The 23169-nt window shown below is 67.5% G+C and carries 22 protein-coding genes and 1 tRNA gene; 11 read left to right on the top strand and 12 right to left on the bottom strand.

Translation table 11 applies throughout. The features are described 5' to 3' along the window. Nucleotide 1 precedes the first annotated feature (1 nt). Nucleotides 2-700, bottom strand: a complete 699-nt coding sequence (locus D2K64_RS07615; RefSeq protein ID WP_120007606.1) for a DsbA family oxidoreductase — start codon at nt 698-700, stop codon at nt 2-4. Between the two features lie 157 nt (nt 701-857). On the opposite strand from D2K64_RS07615, the gene D2K64_RS07620 reads away from it, so the two are divergent. After that, the gene (locus D2K64_RS07620; protein WP_238384066.1) at nt 858-1514 is read left to right on the top strand and encodes a metal-dependent hydrolase; all 657 of its coding nucleotides are present in this window, start codon (nt 858-860) and stop codon (nt 1512-1514) included. A gap of 11 nt (nt 1515-1525) precedes the next feature. Here D2K64_RS07620 and D2K64_RS07625 read toward each other — a convergent pair. Beyond that, nucleotides 1526-1615: transfer RNA gene (locus tag D2K64_RS07625), tRNA-Ser, on the bottom strand. 88 nt (nt 1616-1703) lie between these two features. Here D2K64_RS07625 and D2K64_RS07630 point away from each other — a divergent pair. The 10 genes from D2K64_RS07630 to mazG all read left to right on the top strand — a co-directional run bounded on the left by D2K64_RS07630 (nt 1704) and on the right by mazG (nt 11482). Further along, nucleotides 1704-2714 (top strand): lipid A deacylase LpxR family protein, encoded by a 1011-nt coding sequence (locus D2K64_RS07630; RefSeq protein WP_120007608.1) that lies wholly within the window; start codon nt 1704-1706, stop codon nt 2712-2714. A gap of 64 nt (nt 2715-2778) precedes the next feature. After that, a complete protein-coding gene (locus tag D2K64_RS07635) occupies nt 2779-3750 on the top strand; it encodes a lytic murein transglycosylase (RefSeq protein WP_120007609.1) in 972 nt (323 codons plus the stop codon). Continuing rightward, nucleotides 3747-4649, top strand: coding sequence for a septal ring lytic transglycosylase RlpA family protein (locus tag D2K64_RS07640; RefSeq protein WP_120007610.1), 903 nt, complete (start codon nt 3747-3749; stop codon nt 4647-4649). The genes D2K64_RS07635 and D2K64_RS07640 overlap by 4 nt, the downstream gene beginning before the upstream one ends. Before the next feature lie 28 nt (nt 4650-4677). Beyond that, nucleotides 4678-5883, top strand: coding sequence for a D-alanyl-D-alanine carboxypeptidase family protein (locus tag D2K64_RS07645; protein WP_238384067.1), 1206 nt, complete (start codon nt 4678-4680; stop codon nt 5881-5883). 1 nt (nt 5884) lies between these two features. Further along, nucleotides 5885-6514, top strand: coding sequence for a dTMP kinase (gene tmk, locus D2K64_RS07650; protein WP_120007612.1), 630 nt, complete (start codon nt 5885-5887; stop codon nt 6512-6514). After that, on the top strand, nt 6490-7512 hold the full coding sequence (locus tag D2K64_RS07655) for a DNA polymerase III subunit delta' (RefSeq protein ID WP_202910544.1): 1023 nt from the start codon (nt 6490-6492) through the stop codon (nt 7510-7512). Before tmk ends, D2K64_RS07655 begins: the two co-directional genes overlap by 25 nt. 11 nt (nt 7513-7523) lie before the next feature. Beyond that, entirely contained in the window at nt 7524-9062 is a 1539-nt protein-coding gene (metG, locus tag D2K64_RS07660) for a methionine--tRNA ligase (RefSeq protein ID WP_120007613.1), read from the top strand. After that, nucleotides 9062-9844 carry a TatD family hydrolase gene (locus D2K64_RS07665; protein WP_120007614.1) on the top strand — a complete coding sequence of 261 codons (783 nt, stop codon included), beginning with the start codon at nt 9062-9064 and terminating at the stop codon, nt 9842-9844. Before metG ends, D2K64_RS07665 begins: the two co-directional genes overlap by 1 nt. Beyond that, nucleotides 9838-10629, top strand: coding sequence for an MBL fold metallo-hydrolase (locus D2K64_RS07670; RefSeq protein ID WP_238384068.1), 792 nt, complete (start codon nt 9838-9840; stop codon nt 10627-10629). The genes D2K64_RS07665 and D2K64_RS07670 overlap by 7 nt, the downstream gene beginning before the upstream one ends. Nucleotides 10630-10687: 58 nt before the next feature. Beyond that, nucleotides 10688-11482 (top strand): nucleoside triphosphate pyrophosphohydrolase, encoded by a 795-nt coding sequence (mazG, locus tag D2K64_RS07675; protein ID WP_120007615.1) that lies wholly within the window; start codon nt 10688-10690, stop codon nt 11480-11482. A 4-nt stretch (nt 11483-11486) separates the two neighbouring features. Here the strand turns inward: mazG and D2K64_RS07680 are convergent, their stop codons facing one another. The 10 genes from D2K64_RS07680 to dusB form a co-directional block, all read right to left on the bottom strand. After that, the gene (locus D2K64_RS07680) at nt 11487-12314 is read right to left on the bottom strand and encodes an inositol monophosphatase family protein (protein ID WP_238384069.1); all 828 of its coding nucleotides are present in this window, start codon (nt 12312-12314) and stop codon (nt 11487-11489) included. Between the two features lie 14 nt (nt 12315-12328). Next, complete coding sequence (hflX, locus tag D2K64_RS07685) at nt 12329-13684, bottom strand: GTPase HflX (RefSeq protein WP_456316370.1); 1356 nt, start codon at nt 13682-13684, stop codon at nt 12329-12331. Beyond that, nucleotides 13665-14003, bottom strand: a complete 339-nt coding sequence (hfq, locus tag D2K64_RS07690; protein WP_120007617.1) for an RNA chaperone Hfq — start codon at nt 14001-14003, stop codon at nt 13665-13667. The genes hflX and hfq overlap by 20 nt, the downstream gene beginning before the upstream one ends. A gap of 116 nt (nt 14004-14119) precedes the next feature. Then, nucleotides 14120-14794: an HAD family hydrolase gene (locus D2K64_RS07695; RefSeq protein WP_120007618.1), complete on the bottom strand. Its 675-nt coding sequence runs from the start codon at nt 14792-14794 to the stop codon at nt 14120-14122. Then, nucleotides 14791-15663 (bottom strand): D-amino-acid transaminase, encoded by an 873-nt coding sequence (locus D2K64_RS07700; RefSeq protein ID WP_120007619.1) that lies wholly within the window; start codon nt 15661-15663, stop codon nt 14791-14793. The genes D2K64_RS07695 and D2K64_RS07700 overlap by 4 nt, the downstream gene beginning before the upstream one ends. 82 nt (nt 15664-15745) lie before the next feature. Continuing rightward, complete coding sequence (gene ntrX, locus D2K64_RS07705) at nt 15746-17146, bottom strand: nitrogen assimilation response regulator NtrX (protein WP_120007620.1); 1401 nt, start codon at nt 17144-17146, stop codon at nt 15746-15748. Next, a complete protein-coding gene (locus tag D2K64_RS07710; RefSeq protein ID WP_120007621.1) occupies nt 17136-19385 on the bottom strand; it encodes a sensor histidine kinase NtrY-like in 2250 nt (749 codons plus the stop codon). Before D2K64_RS07710 ends, ntrX begins: the two co-directional genes overlap by 11 nt. Before the next feature lie 29 nt (nt 19386-19414). Next, nucleotides 19415-20857 carry a nitrogen regulation protein NR(I) gene (gene ntrC / locus D2K64_RS07715; protein ID WP_120007622.1) on the bottom strand — a complete coding sequence of 481 codons (1443 nt, stop codon included), beginning with the start codon at nt 20855-20857 and terminating at the stop codon, nt 19415-19417. Continuing rightward, nucleotides 20854-21996, bottom strand: coding sequence for a two-component system sensor histidine kinase NtrB (locus tag D2K64_RS07720; protein ID WP_120007623.1), 1143 nt, complete (start codon nt 21994-21996; stop codon nt 20854-20856). The genes ntrC and D2K64_RS07720 overlap by 4 nt, the downstream gene beginning before the upstream one ends. Beyond that, a complete protein-coding gene (gene dusB, locus D2K64_RS07725; RefSeq protein ID WP_370764544.1) occupies nt 21993-23021 on the bottom strand; it encodes a tRNA dihydrouridine synthase DusB in 1029 nt (342 codons plus the stop codon). The genes D2K64_RS07720 and dusB overlap by 4 nt, the downstream gene beginning before the upstream one ends. Nucleotides 23022-23169: the final 148 nt, after the last annotated feature.

The raw sequence follows: 23169 nt of genomic DNA on the forward strand, positions 1-23169 counted from the left end.
GTCAGAACTCGGCGGCCTCGGCGATGGCGACGTCCATCAGCCTTTCCAGCACCTCGGGCTCCTGCGCGCCGGCGATCGCATGCCCGGCGCCGATGCCCTGCCGGCCGCTGACCACGAAGCAGGGAACGCCATTGATGCCGAGGCGGTGGGCCCGGAGGTTCTCGGCGTGGATAGCGTCGGTTTCCAGCCCGCCGGACAGGAAACGCTGGGCCGCCCAGTGATCCAGGCCCTGCTGCGCGGCGATGGTGGCCAGCGTTCCCGCATGCCCGATATCCGCGCCGTCGCAGAAATGCGACGTGAACAACGCATCCACCATGGCATCCGCCAGGCCGAGCTGTTCAGCAAACCGCACCAGCCGATGCGCATCCACCGAGGGCGGAACGCGACGGATCCGCTCGAAGCGGAAGGCGATGCCTTCCGCCTGGCCGAGTTCGGCCATCGTTGCATGAAGGCGCCGGGCCCGTTCCTCGCCGCCGAACTTGCGGGCCATGTAGTCCTGTCGGGCAGTACCGCCCAGGCCCAGATCCGGGTTCAGCAGGAAGGGCCGCCAGCGGATCTGCGCCAGGATGTCCGGCCGTGCCCGCAAGGCGCGGCGAAGCCGGCGCGTGCCCAGGAAGCACCAGGGACAGACCAGATCAAACACCACCTCGATCTCGAGCTGGTGGCGGGAGGGCGACAGCAGGTTCACGAACACCAACATAGTGGGATCGGCACGGGATCGCATCCCCGGCTTTCGGACTAATTCTTTTGACTGCTGAAGCCTATTCGTGAATAAAAACTTCAGAATCAAACTTGTAGAAGGTAGGGCTGAGTCTTAGGTTCAGCCACTCGATGCAAAGGCCGTTGAACAGCGTATGATGGCGGGATCGCATATCGCGTTGGGTGCAGCGGCCTGGTTCGTGGCGGGTCCCCGGCTGGGCCTCCCGGCGCTGGATCCGGCCATGCTGGGCTTGGCCGTGACAGGCGCCCTGCTTCCCGACATCGACCATCCGAAATCCTGGGTCGGCCGGCGCCTCAAGCCTTTGTCCCTGGTTCTGGCCACTCTGCTGGGACATCGCGGCATCACGCATTCGCTGCTGGCCGTGATCGGCTGTGCGGCGTTGTTGCTGTGGCAGCAGGTTCCGCTCGGCATCGCGGCACCGCTGGTGGTCGGTTACCTGTCTCACCTGGCCGCCGATCTGCTGACGCCCGGCGGATTGCGCCTCGCCTGGCCTCTGAAGCGCAGCTTCAGCTTTCCACTCTGCCGCACGGGCTCGCCGTTTGAGCCGCTGGTTGTGGCGGTGGCGCTGTCCTGGGCCTGGGGTTCCGCCCCGGCAGGCCTCGACTGGTGCGCCGGCTACCGGCTGACCGGGCTCTCCAGGCTGACACAGGCGGAATGGCCGGGCTTCTGCCAGGGCGGTGCGTCGTCCCCTGAATTGCGCTCGTTCCTGTGGGGCGACGCCACCCTCGGCCATTGGTGGCAGATGGCGCAGATCAGCGATCCTGGGCGCTCTGCACCGGCGGGGCCACGCTGATGAGCCATTCCTGGCGGATGGGGTGGGATTCGAACCCACGGTAAGGTTACCCCTACGGCGGTTTTCAAGACCGCTGCCTTAAACCACTCGGCCACCCATCCCGCAGGGCTGCCACCATCGTGTTGCCGGCACGCCCGGCAAACTGCCGAGATGCGGCGTTAGCGTCCCCGCCGTGAAAAGGAAAGTCTGATGCGCGTCTGCCTGTTGTTTCCTGTGATCCTGGCCGCCACCCTGATCTCGGCTCCGCCGGCCTCGGCTCAGGATGCCAGTCTTGCCGCGCCGCTGCCCGATCCTTCCGGCACCTTTGCGTTCTCCCTGGAGAACGACATGTTCGGCGGCAGCGACCGCTACTACACCAACGGATTTCAATTCGCTTACCGCTCGCCATCGGCCGATCTGCCGAGCCCTCTCGACTGGTTCAATCGGCGGCTGGACTGGCTGATGGGACCAGGCACGCTGCGCTGGGGGTGGGCGTTCGGGCAGAGCATCTACACGCCCCAGGACACGGAAAGGGTGCAGCCCGATCCGCGCGATCGTCCCTACGCCGCCTATCTCTACGGCGCCCTGTCCCTGACCAGGGTATCGGAGCGCAGCTCCAACCTGTTCGAGCTGCAGGCCGGCATGGTGGGACCTTCGGCGCTGGGCGAGTTCGTGCAGAACAACTACCACGATGCGATCAACATTCCCCAGACCAACGGATGGCACTCCCAGCTCAAGGACGAACCGGCGATCACCGCGCTGTACGAGCGGAGATGGCGGGTTCCGCTCGGAACCATTGGCGGAGTCGAAGCCGAGGTCATCCCGGCGGTTTCGGTCAGCCTCGGCAATGTGCAGACCTATGGCGGCTTCGGGGCGGTCGCGCGCTTCGGCGAAGGCCTCGACGCGGATTACGGTCCGCCACGGATCAGGCCGGCGCTGGCGGGCTCGACCTGGATCCAGCCGCGGCAGGAACTCGGCTGGTACGTCTTCGCCGGCCTGGATGGAAGGGCCATGGCGCGCGACATTTTCCTCGACGGCAATACCTGGCGTGACAGCCGCAGCGTGGACAAGCGGATCTTGGTGGGCGACCTGCAGGCGGGGGTGGCCCTGCTGTGGCGCGGCATCCGCCTGTCCTACACGCAGGTCTGGAGAAGCGAGGAATTCTACGGCCAGTCGGGGCTGCAGAGCTTCGGCTCCCTGAGCGCGTCGTTCCGCTTCTAGGAGTTGAAAAACCCCTGCTGATGCCTGTTGCGGGAGGGGCGGTGGTCATGGCAACCCTGCGGCCATGCTTGAACGCCGCCCACTGCTCCTGCGACTCGCTGCCCTGCCGCTTCTGGCCTGCGGCAGCGCCAAAGCTGCCACCGCCAGCTTCAGCGCCTTTCTGGATGGGGTGGCGGCCGAGGCGCGCCGCAGCGGCGTCTCGGAGATCACCCTGAGGCAGGCACTCTCCGGTGTTCAGCCGAATGACAAGGTGCTGGAACTGGATCGCCGGCAGCCTGAATTCACCCTGACCTGGGAGGGGTATCGCGACGGCCGGCTCTCGGTGCAGCGGATCGATCGCGGACGGCAGCTGTTCCAGGAACACCAGGCTCTTTTGGACGCCATCTGGCAGCGGTTTCAGGTGTCGCCGCGCATCATCATGGCGGTCTGGGGCCTGGAAACCAATTACGGTGGCTTCACTGGCAATTTCAACGTCATCGAAGCGCTGGCGACCTTGGCTTGGGACGGCCGCCGCAGCGAATTCTTTCGCAAGGAATTGCTGGCCGCACTGCGGATCCTGGAAGCACGCGACGTCACGCCGGAGCGCATGCGGGGCAGCTACGCAGGTGCCATGGGCAATCCGCAGTTCATGCCGACCAGCTTCGAGCGGCTGGCCGTGGATTTCGATGGCGATGGGCACCGCGATATCTGGGGAAGCCATGCCGACGCCCTGGCCTCGATCGCCAACTACCTGGCGCGCAGCGGCTGGCGCGAGGATGAGCGCTGGGGGCGGGAGGTCATGCTGCCGGCGGGCTTCGATCCGGGCCTGTCTGGGCGAGCCAACCGCAAGCCGTTGCAGGAATGGCTTCGCCTTGGCGTCCGCGCCGTGGATGGCACGGAGTTGGCGCCCTTCGACATGGATGCCTCGATCCTGTTGCCGGGGGGTGCCGGGGGGCAGGCCTTCATGGTTTACCAGAATTTCAACGTGATCAGGCGCTACAATCCGTCGGACTACTACGCCCTGGTAATCGGCATGCTGTCCGACCGGCTGGCATGATCCCGGCTGGCGCCCTGTATCTCGCCGTGCTGGGCGGCTGCATGCTGGTCTGCAGCTGCGCGCCACCCGGCCCGGCCGCAGTTCCGGCGCCACAATACGTGGTCGGCGAACCGTATCAGATGGGCAGCCGCTGGTCCTACCCGCGCGAGGATTTCGATCTGCGGGAAAGTGGCCTCGCGGCGGTGATCGCTGACCGGCGGGCCGGGCGGCGCACCGTGAATGGCGAGATCTATGACCCGGACCGCCTGACGGCGTCCCATCGGACTCTCCAGCTTCCCGCGATCCTGCGCGTCACCAACCTGGAGAACGGGTTGCAACTCCTGGTGCGGGTGAATGACCGCGGGCCGGCTCAGCCGGGCCGGCTGCTGGAACTGTCCCGGCGCGCCGCCGAACTGCTGCAGATCCCGCCCGCGGGCGGCACGCAGATCGCCATCGCCGTGGAGGGCGAGCCGTCCCGCACCCTGGCGGCGGCGCTGCCCACCCAGGAGGCTCGCAGCCTGCGCATCGATGCCGCGCCGCGCGAACAGCTGCAGGCCGAGCGCCTGTCGGACGTGCCCGGCGCCCGGACGGCAGCGTCGGTGCGGCGTGCCCCGGCCGGTCCGGCGGTGGCGGATCTGCCGCGGCCATCCGGCGACGAAAACGTCGTGCTGCCGGAGCTGCCGGCTCGCGGCCCCGCACGCCCGGGACGGCTGATGATCCAGGCCGGCAGCTTCACCAGCCGCGGCGATGCCCAGCGCCAGGCGGCCCGGATCGGTGCCCGGGTGGACACGGTGGGGCAGGGAAGGCGTGCGGAGCACCGGGTGCGCCTGGGGCCGTTCCCCGACGCGGCGCAAGCCGACAACGCTCTTGAGGCGGCCCTCAGATCGGGCGTATCGGATGCCCGGATCATCATCGACTAGAACCGCCAGGACCATGGAGATATCCGCTATGCCGCTCCGCCGTAGACTGCTTGGTGGCGCCATCGGGATCGCGGCCGGCGGCATGTTGAGCCATCCGGTGGCCGCGCAGCGCCGGCCGGCGCAGCGCAGCGCACCGGCCGCACCGCCCGCCACGCCGGCGACGACGCCGCTGGGTCCTGTGGACACCCAGGCGCGGCAGGCCCTCATCATTGATGCCGACACCTCCGCAGTGTTGCTGGAAAAGAACGCGGATGAGCGGATGCCGCCATCCTCCATGTCGAAGCTGATGACGATGTATGTCGTGTTCGACATGCTGAAGCAGGGCCGGCTGCGCATGGATCAGGAGCTTCCGGTGAGCGAAGCCGCTTGGCGCATGGGCGGTTCCAAAATGTTCGTGGAGCTGGGCAGCAGCATCAGCGTCGAGAACCTGGTGCACGGCGTGATCGTCCAGTCCGGCAACGACGCCTGCGTTGTGCTGGCCGAAGGTATCAGCGGGAGCGAGCGGCAATTCGCCGAACTGCTCAATGAATACGGCACGAGGCTCGGGCTGAAGAACAGCACGTTCCGCAACGCGACGGGCTGGCCCGACCCTGAACACCGCATGACCTGCCGCGATCTGGCGACGCTGGCGCAACGCCTGATCAACGACTTCCCGCAATACTACACCATCTACAGCCAGCGCTCCTTCAGCTGGCACGGCATCAGCCAGGAGAACCGAAATCCGCTGCTGGGGCGGGTTTCCGGAGCGGATGGCCTGAAGACCGGCCACACCGAGGACGCCGGCTACGGGCTGACAGGAACGGCGAAGCGGGGCGAGCGACGCCTGATCCTGGTGGTGAACGGGCTGACCTCGATGCGTGCGCGCGGCGAGGAGTCGGAGCGCCTTCTTGAATGGGGCTTCCGTGAATTCGAGAATGTGACGCTGTTTCGCACCGCCGACACGATCGAGTCGGCACCGGTGTATCTGGGGGAGCAAGCCGCGGTGCCGCTGGTGGGGGGGCGCGATCTGGTGCTGACGCTTCCGCGGCAATGGCGGCGCAGCCTCGCCGTGAAGCTGCGCTACGCGGCACCGATTCCGGCGCCGGTTGCGAAGGGACAGGAGGTGGGGCAGCTGGAGGTGTCCGGCGAGGGCGTTCCCGCCATGACGCTGCCGCTGTTCGCCGGGGCCGACGTGCCGCGGCTCGGCCTGGTTCAGCGAATTCCCGCCGTGATCAGCCGATTGGTCTCGGGCTGAGGTGCAGCGCGGCTTCTTCATCACCCTGGAAGGCGGCGAGGGCGCGGGCAAGACCACATTGGCGCGGGGCCTGTCGCGGCATCTGGCGGGGCTCGGCATTCCCGCTCTGCGCACCCGAGAGCCTGGGGGAGCGCCGGGGGCCGAGGCGCTGCGCGGGCTGCTTCTGGGAACCGCCCTGGACTGGGACCCTGTGGCCGAGGCGATGCTGATGTTCGCCGCCCGGCGCGAACACTGGGTCAAGACCATCGAACCGGCCCTCCAGGCCGGCGCCTGGGTGATCTGCGACCGGTTCTTCGACTCCACCCTGGCCTACCAGTGCCACGGCCGCGGACTGGATGCCGGCATCGGGCAGGGCCTGCGTGACATTGCGCTGCCCGGTGTCTCGCCGGATGCCACCCTGGTGCTGGATGTGCCGTCGGCACTGGGCATGGCGCGCGCAGCGCGCCGCAGCCGGCCGGATCGTTTCGAGCAACTGGACGGGATGTTCCATGAGCGTGTCCGTCAGGCCTTCCTGAGGATCGCGGCGCAGGAGCCGGAGCGCTGCGCCGTCCTGGATGCTGCCGGCGCGGAGGATGGCATCCTGAGCGGCGCGCTGGCGGAGCTGCAATGCCGGCTCGGCTTCCCGCTGTGATCCCGCCAGATCCCCAGGCCAACGCTTTCCTCTTCGGCCATGAAGCGGCGGCCCGGAGCCTGGCCGCCGCGGCCGGCGAGGGCCGCCTGCACCACGCCTGGCTGATCTCCGGTCCCTCAGGCGTCGGCAAGGCGACACTGGCCTATCGCTTCGCCCGGTGGCTGCTGGCCGGCCGTCCGTCAGGCGACGAACCGCTCGCGGTTCAGCCGGAGGATGCGGTGTTCCGGCGCATCGCCGCCGGCACCCATGCCGACCTGAAGATCCTGGCGCCGAGCGCCGGCACCGGGGTCAAGCTGATGATCCGGGTTGACGAGGTGCGGCAGGTGCCGCGCTTCCTCGGCTTGACGGCCGCCGAAGGGGGCTGGCGGGTCGTCGTGGTGGAACAGGCCGAGGCCATGAACGCCGAAGCGCAGAACGCTCTGCTCAAGACCCTCGAGGAACCGCCGGCACGGGCGCTGATCCTGCTCACCACCGCGGCTCCGGATCGGCTGTTGCCGACCATCCGCAGCCGCTGCCGGCGGATCGAGCTGTTTCCGCTGCCGGAAGCCGAGATGCTGCGGCTGGCGGAAACCTGGCTGCCGGAGCTGGATGCGGGGCAGCGCCGGGTGCTGACCGAGATCTCAGCGGGGGCGCCCGGCCGTTTGCTGCGCCTGGCTGAAGGCGACGGCCTTACCCTGCACGAGCAGGTGCAGAATTTTCTGGCCGATCTGCCGCAGCCTGACCCTCGCCGGATGCATCAGCTCGCGGACCTGCTGGCCGCAAAGCGCGATGGCACCGCATTCGTCACCTTCACCGAGCTGTTGCGGGACCGGCTGGGCAGCGCCATCCGGCAGGCGGCGCGGGGGGCGCCGGCACCGCGCTTCCTGGCATCCCGGCCGCTTGCCGAGTGGGCCACCCTGTGGGACACCCTCGGGCACCTGGCCATCGAGACCGAAGCCCTGAACCTCGACCGCAAGCAGGCGGTCCTGAGCGGCCTTTCGCGGCTGGCCTCGCGTTGAGGACCAAGAGCATGAGCACCGAGCGGCGCACCTATCTGACCACCCCGATCTACTACGTGAACGACAAGCCGCATATCGGCCATGCCTACACCTCGCTGGCCACCGATGTGCTGGCGCGCTGGCGCCGGCTGGCCGGCGACGAGGTGTTCTTCCTGACTGGAACGGATGAGCACGGCCAGAAAGTGGAGAAGGCCGCGGAAGCGCGCGGCATGGCGCCGCAGGCCTTCACGGACGAGGTCAGCCAGGCCTTCCGCGGTCTCGCGGCGCGCATGAACTTCTCCAACGACGCGTTCATCCGCACCACCGAGGAGCGCCACAAGGTAGCCTGCGCCGCGCTGTGGCAGCGCCTGTGGGACAAGGGTGAGATCTACCTCGGTCACTACGAAGGTTGGTACGCGGTCCGCGACGAGGCGTTCTACGGCCCCGACGAAATCACCGAGAAGGATGGGCAGAAATTCGCTCCGACCGGCGCGCCGGTGGAATGGGTGAGGGAGCCGTCCTACTTCTTCCGCCTGTCGAACTGGCAGCAGAAGCTGCTCGATTTTTACGACGCGAATCCCGACTTCATCGCGCCGGCGACGCGCCGCAACGAGGTGATCAGCTTTGTCCGGACTGGCCTGACCGACCTGTCCATCTCGCGCACCTCCTTCACCTGGGGCGTCAGGGTGCCGGGCGATGAGAGCCATGTGATGTATGTCTGGCTCGACGCGCTGACCAATTACATCACGGCGCTGGGCTATCCGGACGAGCAGGCGCCGCTGTGGCGCTTCTGGCCGGCGGATGTGCATTTCGTCGGCAAGGATATTCTGCGCTTCCACGCCATCTACTGGCCGGCCTTCCTGATGGCGGCGGAACTGCCGACGCCGCGCCGCGTTTTTGCGCATGGCTGGTGGACCAATGAAGGCCAGAAGATTTCTAAATCGGTCGGTAACGTGATCGATCCGCTGGCGCTGGTGGACGAATTCGGGCTCGATCCCGTGCGCTTCTTTCTGCTGCGCGAAGTGCCCTTCGGAAATGACGGCGATTTCAGCCGGCGCGCGCTGATGGGGCGGCTGAACAGCGATCTGGCCAACGACCTGGGCAATCTGGCGCAGCGTTCCTTGTCGCTGATCCAGAAGAATTGCGAAGGCCGCCTGCCGGGGATCGAGGCGCCGGATGCGAGCGACAGCGAGATTCTGGAACTGGCCGCCGCCTTGCCGGCCCAGGTCGAGGAGGCGCTCGACCGTCAGGCCTTCCATGAGGCGTTGGAGCGGATCTGGGCCTTGTCGCGCCTGGGTAATGCCTGGATCGACGCGCAGAAGCCCTGGGCACTGCGCAAGACCGACCTGCCGCGCATGGCCACCGTGCTGCGCCACCTGCACACCGCGCTGCGCACCCTCGCCACGGTTTTGCAGCCCTTCATGCCTGACACTATGCGACGCATGCTGGACCAGCTCGGCGTGCCGGAGGAGGCGAGGGCGCTCGCCGCCCTGTCGACCCCCTTGGCCGATGGCGTGCCGCTGCCCCCGCCCAGCCCCTTGTTCCAGAAGATCCAGGACGAGCCTGCCTGATGCTGGTCGATAGTCATTGCCACCTCGACTACTTTACCGAGGCGGAGATCGAGGCCGTGCTGCAGCGGGCTCAGGATGCCGGCGTGACGGAGATGGTGACCATCGGCGTGCGCATGGCGCAGGCCGACGCTGTCAAGGCGCTGGCCGAGCGGTTTCCCGCCGTGTGGGGCACGGTCGGGGTGCATCCGCAGAATGTGGGCGAGGGGCCCTTGCCGAGCGTGGACGAGATCGTCCGGGCCGCGGATCATCCGCGCATCATCGGCCTGGGCGAGAGCGGCCTCGACTATTTCTATGACAAGGCGCCGCACGAGGTTCAACACGACGGGTTCCGCCGCCATATTCAGGCGGCCCGGCGCACCGGGCTGCCCCTGGTAATCCATGCACGGGACGCCGACGAGGACATCGCCGCGGTCCTGCGCGAGGAACACGCAGGGGGAGCATTTCCATTTCTTCTGCACTGCTTCAGTTCCGGCCGCGGCCTAGCCAACACGGCGCTGGAACTGGGCGGATACCTGTCCTTCTCCGGAATCCTGACCTTTCCGAAATCGGCCGAGTTGCGGGAGATCGCGCGCGATGCGCCTCGCGACCGGATCCTGGTAGAGACCGACGCACCCTATCTTGCGCCGGTGCCGTTCCGCGGCAAGCGGAACGAACCCTCCTATGTGGCCCACACGGCCAGGATGCTGGCCGAACTACTGGAATTGGAGCCGGAGGCGCTGGCCGGGCTGACCACGGCCAATTTCCGCCGCCTGTTCAACCGCGCCATCGATCCGCGATGCTGAAAGTCACGATCCTGGGCTGCGGCGGATCGGCCGGCGTGCCGATGCTGGGTGGCACAGATGGGGCCGGGGAATGGGGCCATTGCGACCCGGCGGAATCCCGCAATCGCCGGACGCGCTCCTCGATCATCATCGAAGGAGAGGATGGCCGCCGGCTGCTGGTGGATGCCGGTCCGGATCTGCGCAGCCAGCTGCTAGCGAACCAGATCGGCCGCATTGATGCGCTGCTGGTCACGCATGGCCATGCCGACCACATCATGGGTCTCGATGAAATCCGCCCGCTGAATCGGGCGATCGGCGCGGCGATACCAGTCTATGCCACGGCGGAAACCCTGGCGGCTCTGCAGGTGCGCTTCGATTACGTCTTCAGGACACCGACGCCGCCGGTGTTCTTTCGTCCGGCCCTGACGCCGATCACGGTGGCGCCTGGCCAGGCAATTGAGGCGGCGGGACAGCCGGTGCTGCTGTTCCGGCAAGACCACAAGGTCATGGAGACGCTGGGGCTACGCATCGGCCGGTTTGCGTATTCAACCGATGTGGTCGCGATGCCGGAGGCGAGCCTGGACGGTCTGCTGGACCTCGACACCTGGATCGTCGGCTGCTTCCAGAGACATCCGCATTCGGTGCACGCACATGTCGACCTCGTGCTGCAATGGGTTGAACGTCTACGGCCCCGGCGCACCATCCTCACGCATATGGGGCATGACATGGACTGGGCGTGGATGCGGGCGCATCTGCCGCAGGGCGTCGAGGCTGCCCACGACGGCATGTCCCTCCACATCGATTAGTTTACATAATGTCCCTTATGCGGCATATGGAGCCGCTCTTTGCCGGAGCCGATGCGCCATGGATGATGCTTCCTCCGCCCTTCGCGACCTTCTGTTGATCATGGCGCGTCTGCGGGGTCCGGATGGCTGCCCCTGGGATCGTGAACAGGATTTCGCGTCCATCGCGCCCTACACCATCGAGGAAGCTTTCGAGGTCGCCGACGCGGTGGAGCGGCAGGATCTCGTGGCTCTGCAGGATGAACTGGGCGATCTTCTGCTCCAGGTGGTGTTCCATTCGCGCATGGCCGAGGAACAAGGCGCCTTCGATTTCGCCGCCGTTGCCCGCACCATCGGCCAGAAGATGATCCGTCGCCATCCGCACGTCTTCGGCGCCGCGGAGATGCGTGACACCGCCGAGCAGAACGAGGCCTGGGAACAACAAAAGGAAGCCGAACGTGCCGCGCGGCAGGAGATCGGCACGCTGGCGGGGCTTCCGCGCAACCTCCCTGCCCTTGTTCGCGCCACCAAGCTGACCCGGCGAGCCGCCCGGATCGGCTTCGACTGGCCGGATGCTGAGGCCGTGCTGGACAAGCTGGCAGAAGAAACCGCCGAGTTACAGGCCGAACTGGCCGCCGGGCAGCGTGACCGCCTGGCGGACGAACTCGGCGATATGCTGTTCGTGCTGGCTAATCTCGCCCGGAAGCTGGACCTCGACGCGGAAGCCTGCCTGCGCGGCGCCAATGCCAAGTTTGAACGCCGCTTCCGGGGCATGGAAGCCGCCGCCGCCGCCGATGGCACCGCACTGGCCGATCACGACCTTGACCGCATGGAAGATTACTGGCGCCGCGTAAAGGCCACGGAGCGCGGTGCCTGATGCTTCACTCCGCCAGCAAGGCGGCATGCAGCTCCTGCCAACTCACCTTGTCAGGCGCCAGCAACAGGCCGCCATCGATGTGGGCCGGCCGGTAGTCGCTGCCATCGAAGCGTGCGCTGTAGCCTCCCGCCTCCCGGTGCAGCAGCCATCCGGGAAGATGATCCCATGGCATCAGGCGTTGATAGGCCGTGGCATGAGCGCCACCCGATGCGATGAGCCGGTATTCATGCGCGGCGCAACGGAACTGAACACCGCCCGCGAGCCTGCCGAGTCGTGCCGTTAACCGTGATCGCAGCGGTTCCTGCATATAGGTCCAGCTGATGCCCGCGATCATCCGGTCCACGGGCGCAGCATCGGCCACGTGCAGCCCGGTGCGGTGACCATCCGGTGCCTCGATCCAGGCGCCCTCGCCCCGGAGTGCGATGGCGGTGTCGTCGCCCATCGGATCGTGGATCCACGAGGCCACCACTTCGCCGCGCCACACCGCGGCCACCATGCAGCCGAATAGGGGCACGCCCGCTGCGAAATTGGCCGTGCCGTCGACCGGGTCCACCACAAAGGCCAATTCGGCGTCCGACCAGCCCGACAGCAGGGCCGGCTCGGCGGCGCAGGCTTCCTCGCCGATCACCAGGGCGCCCTGGAAGCTCCGCCGCAGCGCCTCGGCGATGCGCAGTTCGGCGGCCTCATCCGCATCCGTGACGAGGTCGGTGGCGCTGCTCTTGGTGCGGATGGCGCCGGCGGCGAGCCGCCGAAAGCGAGGCTTGATCTCGGCTGCCGCCACGTCGCGCAGCATCGCGGCGATGTCCGAGGCCATGGGCTGGTTGAAGCGCAAGGGGCCAGACCTTCTCAACGTTGCTCGAAACGCGCACGGTCAGCGGGGGCCAGGCGCACCGTCACCAGCATGCGGCCTTCCTTGTCGGCGCGGTCCAGCACTTCGCCATGCTGGTAAAGCCAGGCGAGGCCGGCGCCGTCCTCGATCGACAAGGCGTATTCCACCGTTTCCATGCCGGCGGCCAGCCGGGTGTCCAAAGCCTGGCGCAGGGTGTCGAGCCCTTCTCCGGTCAGCGCCGACGCGACAATGGAGAATGCATCATCGGTCCCGGCCACCGCCTCGGCGCCACCCAGCAGGTCCGCCTTATTCAGCACCTCGATGGTGCGCTCCTGCCAGTGCTCGTCCAGTGCCGGATCAAGGCCCGTCGTCATCTCGTTCAGCACGGCGATGACATCGCTTCGCTGGGATGCGGTGTCGGGATGAGCCACGTCGCGGACATGCAGGATGATGTCGGCCGCTGCGACTTCCTCGAGCGTCGCACGGAAGGCCTCGATCAGCTGCGTCGGCAGGTCGCTGATGAAGCCCACCGTGTCCGATAGGATCACGGTGCGGCCGCTGGGCAGCCGGATGGCCCGCATGGTCGGGTCCAGCGTCGCGAAGAGCTGGTCCTGCGCATACACGCCTGCTCCCGTCAAAGCATTGAACAGGGTCGATTTGCCGGCATTGGTGTAGCCGACCAGCGCCACCACCGGGAACGGCACCCGCGACCGTGCGGAGCGGTGCAAGCCGCGGGTCCGGCGGACCTGCTCCAGCTCGCGCTTCAACTTGACGATTCGTTCACCGATCAGGCGGCGGTCGATCTCAATCTGGCTTTCGCCCGGGCCGCCCAGGAAGCCGAAGCCGCCGCGCTGCCGTTCAAGGTGGGTCCAGGACCGTACCAGCCGCGTACGTTGGTAGTCGAGATGCGCCAGTTCCACCTGCAGCGCACCTTCCCGGGTCCGCGCACGCTCGCCGAAGATCTCCAGGATCAGGCCCGTGCGATCGATCACCTTGCAGTGCCAGGCCCGCTCGAGGTTGCGCTGCTGCACAGGGGACAGGGCGGCGTCCACCACCACCACGCCGATGCCATGTTCCTCGATCGCGGCCGCGGCCATCTCCACCTGGCCTTCGCCCAGCAGGGTGGAAGGCCTGCGATTGCGCAACGGGAAGACCGCGGTATGGACGATGGTCAGGCCGATCGAGGCCGTGAGCCCGACCGCCTCCGCCAGGCGTGCCTCTGCGGCGCGGGTGGCGGAGCGTCCATCCGGAAAGGGCAGCACTCCTTCGCCGGAGGTGCCGGAGCGGAGGGGGCGATCGAAAGGCAGCAGAACGGCGGCAAGCTGTGGCTTGCCGGCCGTCTCGTTGCCGGAATTACTCGGAGGAGCCGACAGGATTGACCTCGCGCTGCATTGTCATCGTTCCTTCGCGTGTCACGGAGACGCTGGCGCCCGGAGCCGCGGGAGCAGCCTGCCCCGCCGCGGCGGCATCGAACAGCATGATCGGCGCGCCGGGCATGACCGTGCTGATGGCATGCTTGTAGACAAGCTGGGTGTGCCCATCACGCCGCAGAAGAACGGAGAAATTGTCGAACCAGGTGATGATGCCCTGCAGCTTCACCCCATTGACCAGAAAGATGGTCACCGGCGTCTTGCTTTTGCGGACATGGTTCAGGAACACGTCCTGAACATTCTGGGACTTCTCGGCGGCCATGGGCTCGGTCCTTCTTGTTCTTGGCGAGCCGGCGAGACCCTCCGGCATGTTGACGCAGGATGGGGCACATGGCTTCGCCCCGGTGGACGGGGGTGCCCACCGGTTCGCCGGCAAGATCATGCATGCGGGGGTGTCTTGGCAAGGCCGCGCAAGCACTTTGCAAGGTCATGACCATCCACGAAGACCACGTCCGGCTGCAGCGCCGCCACGCCTCCGTCATGCGCCGCATCGCCGATCAGCACGGCCCGGCAGCCGGCGGCACGGGCCGCCTGCAGATCGACGCCGGTGTCGCCGATGAACCAGACATCCGGTCCCGCCGCCATGCCCATCCGCTGCAGCGCCAGCAGAACCGGCGCGGCCGCCGGCTTGTCGGCCTCGGCATCCCCGGCACCGATCAGTGCGGCGAAGCGGCCGGTCCAGCCGAGATGCTCGACTTCCGCCCGCAGGATCGGACCCTGCTTGTTGGACACCACACCCAGCGGCCAGGGCACCGCGGCAGCCAGGGCTTCCATGGTGCCGTCCAGCGGCATCAGTACATCCAGGTGCCGCGCCCGCACCTCCGCGTAGAACAAGTCGCGGGCATGGTGCCATCGCTCGCCGAACAGCGCCGGGAATGCTTCCCGCAATGACAGCCTGGCCCGGCCTCGTACTTCCTCGACCGTCCATTCCGGCAGGTCGAAGGCGCGGAGCGCGGCGTTCATGCCGGCCTGGACGCCGGCCCAGGCATCCACCAGCGTGTTGTCCCAGTCCCAGAGCAAGGCACGGGGTGGCTGTAGGCTGTCGCAGCTCATGCCGCGTTCGCCAGACTGCCCTGCACGTGACGTGCAAACAGCTCAAACAGTTGCCGGGTCACGGGTCCTGGCTGCCCATCCCCGATGGCTTGGCCGTCGATGTGCAGGATCGGCTTCACGAATGAGGTAGCGGACGTCAGGAAGGCTTCCCGCGCATAGAGCAGATCATTCCGGCTGAATGGCTGTTCCAGGACATCCATGCCGGCTTCCCGCAATTCTGCCAGCAAGGCGTCCCGCGTGCACCCGGGCAGGATGTCACGGGAAAGATCGCGGGTGCGCACCCTGCCCTCGGCGTCAACGATCCAGAAGCTGGTGGCCGCGCCTTCGGTGATCATGCCGGTGCTCTCCTCGTACAGGACGGCCTCGATGGCGCCCTGTTCCCGCGCCGCCTGCCGGGCCAGCACGTTGGGCAACAGGTTGGTGCTCTTGATGTCACGCCGTGCCCAGCGAAGGTCGGGCATGGTGATGGCATCGCCGCCCCAGTTCTCGATGCTCGCGGGGTAAGGCTTGATCCGGCGGATCGTGACCACCAGGGCCGGTGGCACGGGATGGGCCGGAAAGGCATGATCGCGACGGGAGACGCCGCGGGTCACCTGCATGTACAGCAGCCCTTCGGCAACGCGGTTGCGCTGCGCCACCTCCTGCAGGACCTGCCGCAAGGCGTTGCGGGCCAGCGGCATCGGCAGCCGGATCTCGCGCAGGGAACGTTCCAGCCGGTCCAGGTGCCGCTGCTCATCGATGAAGCGGCCCTTGTACAGATGGACAACCTCGTAGATGCCGTCGCCGAACTGATAGCCGCGATCCTCGATGTTCACGCTGGCGTCCCGCTGCGGCAGGTAGCGTCCATTCACGTAAGCGATGCGGGACATGGCCTGATCTTTCTGCGTCGGATGGAAGAGGGCACGACGGGCGCGCCGGAAGCATGGCGCGGCGACTGCGAGGCGGAATGGGTCATGCCAGCGAGGCACGGTCCTCCGCCTGCACGCCGAGGAACTTCAGCTTCCGGTGCAAGGCGCTCCGCTCCATGCCGACGAAATTCGCGGTTCGGCTGATGTTGCCGCCGAAGCGCAGCAGCTGCGCCTCCAGGTATTGCCGCTCAAACAACTCCCGCGCCTCGCGCAGCGGCAAGGTCATGATCTCGGAGGAACGATCGAGCTTCAGCGCGGCAGGCGCGGCCGATCCAACCTCGGGCGGCAGCATTTCCGGCCGGATCGCCTCACCCGGGCCGCCCGGCGCCATGATCAGCAGCCAGTCCACCAGATTACGGAGCTGCCGCACATTGCCGGGCCAGTCATAGGCCTGCATTGCGGCCAGCACGTCTTCCGACAGCTCGCGGGCCGGAACGCCCGAGGTGCCGGCGGAGCGCGCCATGAAATGCCTGGCCAGCACCGGCACGTCTTCCCGCCGCTCGCGCAGTGAAGGCACACGGAGCGGCACCACGGCCAACCGGTAGTAGAGATCTTCACGGAAGCGCCCGGCGGCGATCTCGGCCGAGAGATCACGGTTGGTGGTGGCGATCACGCGGACATCGACCTTGACGCGGGTGGCGCCGCCAACACGCTCGAATCCCTGTTCCTGCAGCGCGCGAACGATCTTGCCCTGCGTCTCCAGCGGCATGTCCGCCACCTCGTCGAGCAGCAGGGTGCCACCATGCGCCCGCTCCAGCACGCCGGAGCGGCGCGGCGGAGCCTGCTGATCGGAACTGGATTCGACGCCGAACAATTCTTCTTCGAATCGGGCCGGATTCAGGGTGGCGCAATTCAGCGCCACGAAGGGCTCGTGGCTGCGCCGCGACCGCGCATGGATCATGCGGGCTGCGACTTCCTTGCCCACTCCGGCGGGACCTGAAATCAGCACGCGGCTGCCGGTGGGAGCGACGCGCTCGATCGAGGAGCGAAGCTGGCTGATCTGCGAGGAATGGCCGATCAGCTCGGTTTCCGCACCCGCGCGCAGCTTCAGCTCGCTGTTCTCGCGCTTCAGCCGCGCCGCTTCCAGCGCGCGCTCGGCGATCAACAGCAAGCGGTCCGACTTGAACGGCTTCTCGATGAAGTCGTAGGCGCCCTGCTGGATCGCCTGCACGGCCGTTTCGATCGTGCCGTGGCCGGAGATCATCACGACTGGCACCTGCGGCTCCTCTCGCTGCATCGCCTCCAGGATGCCAAGGCCGTCCAGCCGCGAATTCTGCAGCCAGATGTCCAGGATCACCAGGCTCGGCCGACGTGCGCGGAATGCCGCCAGGGCGGTGTCCGAGTTCTGAGCCGCACGCGTGTCGTAGCCCTCGTCCGACAGGATGCCTTCCATCAGCGCGCGAATGTCCGGCTCGTCATCGACGATCAGGATCTCATGCGCCATGACGCTGCATCTCCGTGGCTTGTTCCGTGGCTTCGACCTCTACCGGACGGCGAGGCAGGATCAGCGCGGCGCGCGTGCCAGGCGCCGCCGTGCCATCGGGAAGCCGCCGCTCGGTCAGCACCAGCTTCCCGCCATGGTCCTCCATGATCTTCTTGACGATGGCAAGACCAAGGCCGGTTCCTTTCGGCTTATGAGTCACATAGGGCTCTGTCAGACGATCACGCTCCTCGCCGGACGGCAGGCCGATGCCGTTATCCTCCACGGCCAGGGCCACGCTGTCCTCCGACGGTTCGACGGTGAGCAGCACATGGCCGCGATCCGCGCCCTCGCCGGCCGCCTGGCGCCGCATGGCGACGGCATCGGCCGCGTTGGTCAACAGGTTGGTCAAAGCCTGACCGATGAGCCTGCGGTCGCACGGGATGCGGGGCGCTTGGTCCGGAATGCGGGTTTCATAGACAATGTCCGAATGGGCGTTCTGCTGCAGCACCAATGCCTCGCGCACCAGCTGGCCGAGTGGTTCCGGACGGATCACCGGCTGTGGCATCCGGGCGAAGGCGGAGAACTCATCCACCATTCGGCCGATATCCTCGACCTGGCGGACGATGGTGTCGGTGCAGGCGCGGAAGGTATCGGGATCCGATTGGATCTCCTTCAGGTAGCGGCGCTTCAGCCGCTCGGCCGAGAGCTGGATGGGTGTGAGGGGATTCTTGATCTCGTGGGCGATCCGGCGCGCCACATCGGCCCAGGCGGCCTTGCGCTGGGCAGACAGCAACTCGGTGATATCGTCGAAGGTGACAACGTAGCCGGTGACGTGTCCCCGCTGCATCTCGGCGCCGATCTGCGCGAGCAGGGTGCGGCGGCCGCTGCTCGGGCCGATGCGGATCTCCGCCGTGCGCGCCCGTTCCGGCGCCGCCAGGGCGGAGTCAAGCAGGTCGGAAAACTCCGGCACCACCTCGGAGAGCCGGCGGCCCAGTTCCGCATCGAGGTCGAGTCCCAGCAATTCGCTGGCCGAGCGATTCGGCAGGTTGATCTGTCCTTCGGCGTTCAGCCCGATCACGCCTGCCGAGACACCCGACAGAACCGTCTCGGTGAAGCGCCGCCGCTCGTCGATCTGGCGGTAGGCTTCCATCAGTTCGCTGCGCTGGGCGGCCAGCTGGTTGGTCATGCGGTTGAAGGCCCGCGACAGGCTGCCGACCTCGTCATCGGCCTCGCCCTCGGCCACGCGCACCGACAGGTCGCCGCTGCGGACGCGATCCGCCGCGACGATCAGGCGCGCCAGCGGCCGCGCGATCTGGTTGGCCATCACGAGCCCCACCAGAACCGCCGCCATCAGCACCAGCAGCGCGGCAATGGCGAAGATCATGGCAAAGGTGATCTGCAGCCCGCCACGGTTCCGATCCAGCTCGTTGTATTGCTGGAAGGCGCGCTCGGTCCTTTGCATGTGCTCGATGACGCCGGGATCCACCGGACGACCGATCAGCAGCATGAGTCCCTGGCCGATGTCCAGCTCCACTAGGGCCCGCACCCTGCCCTCCTCGGACTCGCCGGGTAGTACGGCTACCTCGCCGCTGCGCGCCAGTTCCATGGCCCAGGCGGGCGGCGGATCGACCACCGCGCTGGTGGTGAGTCCGGCATGCGAGATGACACGGTTCAGCGTCGGCTCGAACACCACCGACTCGGTCAGTCCGCGCAAGGCCGTATGGGTCGCCAGAATCTGCGCGAAGCCGTACTGGTTGGCATCCAGCAGACGCCCGGCGCGGTTCAGGTCCGCCGCCATGGCCAGCGCGTCCCCGCGGATCGTGTTGCGGTGCTCATCCAGGTAGGCGCGGGATGCCACCAGGCTGGCCTCCAGCGTGCTGCGCACCCGGTCGCTGAACCAGGCCTGGATGCCGAGGTTGAAGAACACGGCGGCGAACACGGCCACCAGCAGCGCCGGCACCACCGCCACCACGCTGAACAACATCACCAGCCGCACGTGCAGGCGGGAGCCGGCCGAACCGCTTCGCCGCTCAGCCCAGACCCGCACCAGCCGGGCGATCAGCGACACCAGCAGAAGCAGCAGGAACAGCGCGTTGATCAGCACCATCGCCACCACCTGCCCGGGACGGGTGGGACCGAAGGGGCTGCCGCCGGACAGCAGCATGAAGGTGCCGATGCCCAGCAGCAGGGCACCGACCGCGAGCGCCAGCGTCACGCCGCGGCCGAGCAGAAGATCCAGGATGCGCCGCCCCAGGGGCATGCCGCCCCTCGCCGTGTGCGGCGAGGGGCTCACGACAGCCCGCGCACCACGGGAAGATCCAGTTCACGGATCTTCTTGCGCAGGGTGTTGCGGTTCAGGCCGAGCATGGCCGCGGCCTTGATCTGGTTGCCGCGGGTGGCGGCCAGGGCCAGGCGCAACAGCGGGCGCTCCACCTCCGCCAGAACCCTCTCATACAGGTCGCGTACCGGCAACCCGTCCTTCTGCGCGGCCACGAAACTGGTCAGGTGACGCTCCACCGCCTGTTCCAGCGTTTCCGGCGAGCGACTCTCCGGATCGTTCAGCGGCTCCGCCTCCATCAGTTCGGCATGCACCGCATCGCCGCTGATCACCTCCTGCGGATACAGCGCGGCGAGGCGCCGCATCAGATTCTCCAGCTCGCGCGCATTGCCCGGCCAGGCATGCTGCCGCAGCCGGTCGATGGCACTCTGGTCCAACTGCTTACCCGGCAGGCCGGATGCCTTGGCCCGGTCCAGGAAGTGGCGTGCCAGCAGGGGAATGTCCTCGATCCGCTCGCGCAGCGGTGGCAGGCGGATGGGAACGACGTTCAGCCGGTAGAACAGGTCCTCCCGGAACATGCCCTGGCGGATGGCCTGCCGCAGGTCGCGATGCGTGGCGGCGACGATGCGCACATTCGCCTTGACTGGATTCCGGCCGCCCACCGTGGTGAACTCGCCCTCTTGCAGCACCCGCAGCAGCCGGGTCTGTGCTTCCGGCGGCATGTCGCCGATCTCATCCAGGAACAGCGTGCCCCCCGCCGCCTGCTCGAACCGGCCGACGCCGCGGGCCAAGGCACCGGTGAAGGCGCCGCGTTCATGGCCGAACAGCTCGCTCTCGATTAGTTCGCGCGGGATCGCCGCCATGTTGATCGCCACGAACGGACCGGTGCGGCGACGCCCGTAATCGTGCAGCGCGCGCGAGATCAGCTCCTTGCCCGTTCCGCTTTCGCCGGTGATCATCACCGTCAGGTCGGTCGTCGTCAGGCGGGCGACGGTGCGGTAGATCTCCTGCATCGCCGGGGACCGGCCGATCAGCGGCAGGCGCTCGCCCTCGGCATCCTCATCCGTCTGCGGCATGGCCGCGGCAGGTGCGGTCAGGGCCCGCGCCACCACGGCCAGCAGTTCCTTCAGGTCGAAGGGCTTCGGAAGATACTCGAAGGCGCCGCGCTGGGCCGCCTTGACCGCCGTGACAAAGGTCGATTGCGCCGACATCACCACCACGCGCAGGTCGGGGCGGATCCGCTTGATGCGCGGCACCAGATCCAGGCCGTTCTCATCCGGCATGATCACGTCGGTGATCACCAGATCGCCCGCCCCCTCCTCCACCCAGCGCCAGAGGGTGGCGGCGGAGGAGGTGGCGCGAACCGTGTATCCTGCCCGGCCCAGCGCCTGTGACAGAACGGTTCGAATGGCCCGATCGTCGTCGGCCACCAGGATGGTGCGGGATTCGTTCATTCGTCTCGCGTCTTGAGGGCCGGCACGACGCCGGAGGGGATCATCGGGAGGGAGATGCGGAACACGGTCCGGCCGGGCTGGCTGTCACACTCGATCAGAGCGCCCATATCAGCGACGAGCTTGGCCACCAGGGCAAGGCCGAGGCCCTGCCCGCCCCGTTTGGTGCTGATGAAGGGCTCCCAGATGGTGGATTCCACCTCGGCCGGAATGCCGGGACCATTGTCGCGCACGCTGACGCGCAGCGGCAGGTGCACCCGTTCGGGTGAGCCCGGGACGGCAATCCGGACGCCGTGATGATAGGCCGTCGACAAGTGGATTTCGCCGCCTTGAGGATCAACGGCTTCCGCGGCGTTCTTCACCAGATTCAGCAGGACCTGCACCAGGAAATCCCGGTTGCCGAAGACCTGGGGCAGCGAAGGATCGTAATCCTCGACGATGCGCAGATGACTGGCGAAGCCGCGTCCGGCGATGCGGCGCACATGGTCCAGCACCTCATGGATGTTGACCGGCGCCCGCTCCACCGGTCGTTCGGAGAACATCTCCATGCGCTCCACCAGGGCGCGGATGCGATCCGCCTCATCCTGGATGAGCGTGCATAATTCACGATCATCCTCGCTGGCGGACTGCTCCAACAGCTGCGCCGCGCCGCGGATGCCCGAAAGCGGGTTCTTCACCTCGTGCGCCAGCATGGCCGCCATGGCGGACGCACCGCGCGCGGCACCCCTGAAATCCAGCTGCCGCTCCAGCCTCTGAGCCTTGCTGCCGTCCTGCAGGCTGAGCACCACGGCGCCCTGCATCTCCGGCAGCGGCGCGCCATGGGCGGCGACATCGGTGCGTCGCAGGCGAGGGCTTTCCACCGTCAGGCCATGGTCCGAAACAGGCGCGTCCTGCAGGCGAACCTGGCTGACCAGCGACAGCAGGCGGCTGTCGGGGGGGATCAGCTCCGCCAGCCCCAGCTGGCGCAGCGAACTGGCCGAAAGCTGGAAGAACTGTTCCGCCGCCGGATTGGCGAACAGGAACCGGTCCTCCGCATCCAGCACCACCACCGGCACCGGCAAGGCAGCCAGCAAGGCCAGGGAGTCGGGCACGGCCGAGGCGCCGCTGCCGCTGAAACGCCGCCCCAGCGCAGGGGCGGTCATGCGGCCAGGGAGTCCGGCTCAGCGTCCCGGAAGGCATCGCGGACGGCTTCCACGCCGTTCTCGATCAGCGGCCGGTAGAAGCCCTCCAGCAAGGCCTCCACCGCTGCGACGCTGTCGGCACGGTTCACCTGCACGCGGAACTCCGCCGATCCCGGCAGGCCCCTGGAATACCAAGCCAGGTGCTTCCGCGCGAGGCGGATGCCGGGATGGGCGCCGTGGTGGTCCAGCATGGCATGGTAATGGCGCAGCAGGATCGCGTATTGCGCCGCCAGATCGGGTTCCGGAAGCATGTCCTGACCGGTCAGGTAGGCCGCCGTGCGCGCCAGCAGCCAGGGTCGGCCGTAGCAGCCCCGGCCGATCATCACGCCATCAGCGCCGGACTGCCGCAGCGCCTCTTCGGCGTGCTCGGGGGTCAGGATGTCGCCGTTCACGATCACCGGGATGCCGACGGCCTGCTTGACCTGCGCAACAAAGGCCCAGTCGGCCGTGCCGGTGTAGAACATCTGCCGCGTGCGGCCATGCACCGTCACCATGCGAATGCCGCTTGCCTCGGCGATGCGCGCCAGATTGGGCGCGTTGAGGCTGGCGTGATCCCAGCCCATGCGCATTTTCAGGGTCACCGGCACCGGGACCGCCTTGACCACGGCCTCCAGGATGCGCGCGGCGCCGATCTCGTCGCGCATCAGCGCGCTGCCGGCCTGCTGGCCCACCGCCACCTTCTTCACGGGGCAGCCGAAATTGATGTCCACGATGGCCGCGCCGTGATCCACGGCGAGTCGGGCCGCCTCGGCCATCACGGCCGGATCGCAGCCCGCGAGCTGAACGCTGGCCGGCCCGCCGAAGCCATCCACCTCCGCCATCTTCAGAGTCTGCCGGTTCTCCCGCACCATGGCCTGGCTGGCGATCATCTCGCTCACCACCATTGGCGCCTGCAACTCGCGGCAGATCCGCCGGAAGGGCAGATCCGTCACCCCGGACATTGGCGCCAGGATCACCGGCGCCTCGATCCGGATCGGCCCAACCATGATCGGTCGCAGGCGCGGCTCTGAGGCCGTCGGACGGGTCGGAAGGATGCTCATGATTTGGGCAAGTTAGCCGCAGCGCCGCCCTGCGTCCATGCGCAACAATTGGTTGGCTCCTTCGCGTGCACAGGGAAGCGCGGGTGCGGAGATG

Source organism: Teichococcus vastitatis, from assembly GCF_003604215.1.
In the GTDB taxonomy this organism is placed as follows: domain Bacteria; phylum Pseudomonadota; class Alphaproteobacteria; order Acetobacterales; family Acetobacteraceae; genus Pseudoroseomonas; species Pseudoroseomonas vastitatis.

What these genes read in the sequence shown, in the direction of transcription:
- D2K64_RS07615 (WP_120007606.1), bottom strand. Translation starts at nt 700, where the DNA reads ATGTTGGTGTTCGTGAACCTGCTGTCGCCCTCCCGCCACCAGCTCGAG.
- D2K64_RS07620 (WP_238384066.1), top strand. Translation starts at nt 858, where the DNA reads ATGGCGGGATCGCATATCGCGTTGGGTGCAGCGGCCTGGTTCGTGGCG.
- D2K64_RS07630 (WP_120007608.1), top strand. Translation starts at nt 1,704, where the DNA reads ATGCGCGTCTGCCTGTTGTTTCCTGTGATCCTGGCCGCCACCCTGATC.
- D2K64_RS07635 (WP_120007609.1), top strand. Translation starts at nt 2,779, where the DNA reads ATGCTTGAACGCCGCCCACTGCTCCTGCGACTCGCTGCCCTGCCGCTT.
- D2K64_RS07640 (WP_120007610.1), top strand. Translation starts at nt 3,747, where the DNA reads ATGATCCCGGCTGGCGCCCTGTATCTCGCCGTGCTGGGCGGCTGCATG.
- D2K64_RS07645 (WP_238384067.1), top strand. Translation starts at nt 4,678, where the DNA reads ATGCCGCTCCGCCGTAGACTGCTTGGTGGCGCCATCGGGATCGCGGCC.
- D2K64_RS07655 (WP_202910544.1), top strand. Translation starts at nt 6,490, where the DNA reads ATGCCGGCTCGGCTTCCCGCTGTGATCCCGCCAGATCCCCAGGCCAAC.
- metG (WP_120007613.1), top strand. Translation starts at nt 7,524, where the DNA reads ATGAGCACCGAGCGGCGCACCTATCTGACCACCCCGATCTACTACGTG.
- D2K64_RS07665 (WP_120007614.1), top strand. Translation starts at nt 9,062, where the DNA reads ATGCTGGTCGATAGTCATTGCCACCTCGACTACTTTACCGAGGCGGAG.
- D2K64_RS07670 (WP_238384068.1), top strand. Translation starts at nt 9,838, where the DNA reads ATGCTGAAAGTCACGATCCTGGGCTGCGGCGGATCGGCCGGCGTGCCG.
- mazG (WP_120007615.1), top strand. Translation starts at nt 10,688, where the DNA reads ATGGATGATGCTTCCTCCGCCCTTCGCGACCTTCTGTTGATCATGGCG.
- hfq (WP_120007617.1), bottom strand. Translation starts at nt 14,003, where the DNA reads ATGGCCGCCGAGAAGTCCCAGAATGTTCAGGACGTGTTCCTGAACCAT.
- D2K64_RS07695 (WP_120007618.1), bottom strand. Translation starts at nt 14,794, where the DNA reads ATGAGCTGCGACAGCCTACAGCCACCCCGTGCCTTGCTCTGGGACTGG.
- D2K64_RS07700 (WP_120007619.1), bottom strand. Translation starts at nt 15,663, where the DNA reads ATGTCCCGCATCGCTTACGTGAATGGACGCTACCTGCCGCAGCGGGAC.
- ntrX (WP_120007620.1), bottom strand. Translation starts at nt 17,146, where the DNA reads ATGGCGCATGAGATCCTGATCGTCGATGACGAGCCGGACATTCGCGCG.
- D2K64_RS07710 (WP_120007621.1), bottom strand. Translation starts at nt 19,385, where the DNA reads ATGCCCCTGGGGCGGCGCATCCTGGATCTTCTGCTCGGCCGCGGCGTG.
- ntrC (WP_120007622.1), bottom strand. Translation starts at nt 20,857, where the DNA reads ATGAACGAATCCCGCACCATCCTGGTGGCCGACGACGATCGGGCCATT.
- D2K64_RS07720 (WP_120007623.1), bottom strand. Translation starts at nt 21,996, where the DNA reads ATGACCGCCCCTGCGCTGGGGCGGCGTTTCAGCGGCAGCGGCGCCTCG.
- dusB (WP_370764544.1), bottom strand. Translation starts at nt 23,021, where the DNA reads ATGGTTGGGCCGATCCGGATCGAGGCGCCGGTGATCCTGGCGCCAATG.